The sequence below is a fragment of the Enterococcus gallinarum NBRC 100675 genome, from assembly GCF_001544275.1.
Lineage (GTDB): Bacteria > Bacillota > Bacilli > Lactobacillales > Enterococcaceae > Enterococcus_D > Enterococcus_D gallinarum.
In genome coordinates this window covers 1-4570 of the sequence record NZ_BCQE01000061.1, presented here as the reverse complement: position 1 = coordinate 4570, position 4570 = coordinate 1, and the positions used below count along the sequence as shown (strand labels likewise).

Annotated in this window: 2 protein-coding genes; both read right to left on the bottom strand. The window is 42.2% G+C overall.

The window, feature by feature from the left end; genetic code table 11:
* Position 1: 1 nt before the first annotated feature.
* The gene (locus tag EG2_RS17925) at positions 2-3181 is read right to left on the bottom strand and encodes an AAA family ATPase (protein WP_060815692.1); all 3180 of its coding nucleotides are present in this window, start codon (positions 3179-3181) and stop codon (positions 2-4) included.
* Positions 3163-4299: an exonuclease SbcCD subunit D gene (locus tag EG2_RS17920; RefSeq protein WP_060815691.1), complete on the bottom strand. Its 1137-nt coding sequence runs from the start codon at positions 4297-4299 to the stop codon at positions 3163-3165. The genes EG2_RS17925 and EG2_RS17920 overlap by 19 nt, the downstream gene beginning before the upstream one ends.
* Positions 4300-4570 lie beyond the last annotated feature (271 nt).

Sequence of the window (4570 nt, the reverse complement as noted above, 5' to 3'; positions counted from 1 at the left end):
TCTAAAGTTTTGTACGAATTTTGCTTTGTCCGCTGCCATCTGTTTGAACAACGACTTGCTGCAAGATTCGCTCTCTTAATTCTCTTACATGACTAATGATCCCAATCATCCGCCCTTCATTTTCAATCATTTCTAATGCTTCCATCGCCATTTCCAACGATTCTTCATCTAATGAGCCAAATCCTTCGTCAATAAACAACGCCTCGATCTCGATGCCTCCCGAACGATTCTGGATCACATCAGCTAATGAGATAGCCAATGCCAATGCGGCAATAAAACTTTCACCCCCCGATAAGGTATGTGCTCGCCGCAGACTGCCAGCATTATCATCATAGATATCGATCTCCAACCCTGTCGAGCTTCGATAGCTCCCCACTTTGTCTGCCAACTCGAATTGATAACGTCCTCTTGTCAACCGAGCTAGGCGAACATTCGCCACTTCTAAGATCTCTGTTAAAAATCGTTGCAGAACATAGCGTTCCAAACTGGTCTTCTTTTCATTTTCTCCATTGATGACTTCTGATAGTTGCTGTAGATGGCTGATTTTTTCTAATTGCTTGGTGTTTTGTTGATAGATTATCTGCAATTCTTCAAATAATCGCTGATTTTGCTTGATTTGTTCTTTTCCTCGGATTACTTGTTCTTGTAATTGTTCTACCGCTGCTTCAGACTGGTCTACTTGTTCTTGCAAGACTTCCAAGTCAGGCACAGCTTTGTTTTGCAAAAATTGTGCCAGTTCAAGCTGCCGCTGTTGAACAAAACGTTGTTGTTGTTCATAGGTTTCAATCGTCCTGCGTAGCGCCTGGCGTTCCTCAAGATCATTGAGCAGACTGCGCATCTGCTGTTCAGTACATTCCGCAGGCAAGACTTCTTCCAAGCGTTCTTGGGCTAGCTGAGCAGCTTGTTGCTTGTCGACTAGAAACTGTTGCAGATTTCGTTGCTGCTCTGTTAGGATCGTATACTGTTCCTTCAAACGTTGCTCTTCCAACTGATCCGCTTCAATCAGAGCTGCCAAACGAGACGATAGTGCTGCTAATTGCTCCTGTTCCTCGTTCAACTGCTCCAGAGATACTCCCTCCGTTTGCTCTTTTAGTGAAGACAGTTTTCCTTCTTCCAAACGTAAAGCGTCACTAGCAGTCTTGAGACTTGCTTCAAGTGCTGTCAATTCTTCTGTAAGATGTTGGCTGTTTGCTTGGACATCTGTCAATTTCTGACTGTCTAGAGCAAATTGCTCTTTCAACTGCTGATTGATTTGTTGGCATTTGAAATAGGTAGTGGCAATTTCCTTTTCAGTCAGCTCTTCTGTCAACAATGGATCAGCGGGTTCCTTGCCAGCTTCTTCTTTCAGGACTGTTTGACCTAGCATATTTTCCATCAACGGCTGGAGGATTTCTCGCAGTGTCTGATACGTTGTCTGTTGTTTTTCCTTCAACGCGCTCATTTTTTGTTGAATTGTTTGAAACTGGTCATTGACTTGTTCTAGCAGCAGCAGGTTCGTCGAACGGTCTTCACCAACTTGTTGCAGCTGATTCTCCAAAGATTCAAGTTGCTGCTCGCTATCAATGATTTCTTCATTACTATACTCTGTATGTTTTTGAGCAGCGGGGTGTTCAAGAGAGCCACAGACCGGACAAGGTTCCCCCTCCACCAATAAGAGACTTAAACGAGCAATCTGCATCTTGGCATTTCGACTTTTTTCTTGCACCAATTCTTCAGTTAACTCATCATATTTACTTACTAACTGCTGCTGCTCCTCGTGCAATTTTCGCTGCTGGTCTGTTAGTTGCTGTTGGGTATCAGTCAGCTGCTGCTCCTCTTTTTTCAACATCTGCCATTGGTTCAACAGATTTTCTCCACGAACCAGTTGGACTTCCTGTACTTGGTAGATCGAATGCTTTTGGATTTCTTCTTTTAATCCTTGCTCCTGGTTCATAGTAAGATTTTGCTGTTCTCTCAGATGCAGCGCTTGTTTTTCCTGTTGAGTCACCGTTTCCTGCAAAGAAGCGACCTGTTTTTCTTGTTGCTGAACTTGCTCGGCTAATGGTTTTAACTGTGCCAGCATTTGTAAGCGTTGCTTAGCTGCCGTATGTTCGTCCTTTCGATCTACCTGAACTTCTCGGCTTTTGTCCCATATCTCTTGTGACTCTTGCCATTGTTCTAATGATTGCTGATTGAATGTAAGTTGTTGAATAGCCTGTGCTACTTCAGCTGCCCGCTCATCTTTTTGGCGTAAGATTTCTTGATGCTCACTCGCCCAGTCTAGCTGCTGCAGCCGCAGCTTATCGTCTAAAATTTGACTTTCTTTTGCAGCCAGATTCGCTGCCTGTTGGCTGAGTTCCTGTTGCTCGGCAAGTGCTTTATGGATTTCTTTTGCCAAATAAAAAGCTTCCTGTGCGGTCTTTTTCTCTTGCTCCGCTTGGGCTTTTTTTGCTTCAATTGTTTGCTGATGACTTCGTTGTTTCTCAAGATCTGTCTGCCAGTACGCTAATGTCTCAACCAACGAAACCGGAGTAGCCGGTTCAGTCCACTCAAAGCGTGTGACCAAATGATCCGCTGCCGTTTGTTGTTTTTCAATTTGTTTGGTTTGTTTTTTGACCTGTTCTTTCAGCCATTCATTGAAGCGTTGATACATTTCCGTTCCAAAAATATTCCGCAAAACTTTTTCTTTCTCATTGCTGCTGGCGATCAAAAAATTGCGAAATTCTCCTTGAGGCAGCAAAATGATTTGGAAGAATTGTTTGGCATCCAATTGCAGCAGATCTTTGATGAAGGTATCTACTTCATTTTTTTTGCTGATTTGTTTGCGCTCTTTTCCTTGCTGATCATAGATCGTCAACCGTACCTTAGCCGCTTGATTCGTGACTCCATCGCCGCGTTTTTTGGCTAAGACTTGTTCGGGACGTCGTTCGATCTCATAGTGCAAATGTTGATGGTCAAAGGAAAAACGGACACTGGTCTCTTCTGTGGGAGAAGCGAATGTCGAACGCATTTCTTTACCGGATCGCAAATTTCCGGAAGTTTCTCCAAATAATGCAAATGTCATTCCATCAAAGATCGTCGTCTTGCCAGCTCCGGTTTTCCCGCTGACTAGAAACAAACCACCTTCTTGAAAGTCGCCAAAATCCAGTTCCTCATGAATGTAGGGACCAAAGTTTTTCATGATTAATTTTCTTGGCTGCATGACTGCTCTCGCTCCTTCTCTTCACCCGCTGTCAAACCTGTGAGCCATTTTTGCTGCTGCTCATTTAACGGTTCTCCAGTCATTTCTTTATAAAAATGGGCGATCACCCGTTGTGGGTCCTCCTCATCGGCTAATGTCAAATTTTTCTTGCTGACGATTCGTCCACTTTGCCGCTCCACAGATAAAATTCGAGGATAGACCCGCCGTAATTGATTCATCATATTAGGAATTACGGCTCGATCCGTTAATGTGAAGTGTAAGAAGGCCTCTCGATCCACTTGCCGATAAAAGGCAGGATCAATCAATGTTTCAAAAGAAGCAGTGTATTGCTGAAGATCTCTTTTTGGCCGCAACGGATAAAAATGCTGCTGATCCTTTTGAGTATCTACGATATAAACACCTTTCTCATTGGTTATTTCAGACAATGAAAATTTCAACGGAGACCCGCTATAACGGATTCGTTCATGATTTAGCGCAGTATTTGCATGCAGATGTCCTAATGCGACATAGTCAAACCCTTCAAAAGCCGTTGTCGGTACACTATCCAATCCGCCTACTTGAATTTTGGTTTCCGAATCCGTCTGGCTTGAACCAGCTACAAAAAAGTGAGTCACTAAGACTTGTTTTTTCGTAGAATCAAAATATTGCTTCATCTCTTGAAGGACCCGAGTCACCCCTTCTGCGATCGTTGTGATTTTTTCATCAAAAAACAAACGCGCTTCGATCGGTTCAAAATAAGGTAACAAGAAAAACTGGGTGTCAGAAAATTCAATTGGTTCAATACTTTCTTCGATGGAGGTCGTTAGGTAAAATTGCGTATTTTTGAACCATGGACTTCCAGTTTCAAGTCGTGTCGGACTATCATGATTACCAGAAATCGCTAGTAAAGGAAACTTTTTTTCTAAATTGATTTTCGCTATTTTCTCATTTAAACATTTCACTGCGTCAACGGCTGGCACCGTACGATCATAAAGATCCCCAGCAATGATAATTGCATCTACTGATTGTTCTTCCGCCAGATCAATTATCTGGTCAATAATGTAACTTTGATCTTCGAGAAGATCATAGCCGTGTAATTTTTTACCTATGTGCCAATCTGCTGTATGTAAAAACCGCATATACCCACCCTCTTAAAAATATCCTTCCCATCATTATACCACTTTACGATTATGAATTGAATGTATCAACGTGATCTTCTCTTTCACAGACAGTTGAGTCCTTCTTTTTCCAAACGGGTTCTCCCACTGATTTGTCAAATTAATGAAATTAAATTTCCTTTTGCAAAAAAATCATTGAAATACAATTACACATACACTACAATAAAGACGAGGTTGAAACCGAATACATTTTTGCCCAAGTTCATCTAATTTGGTTTCGACAAATACAAAA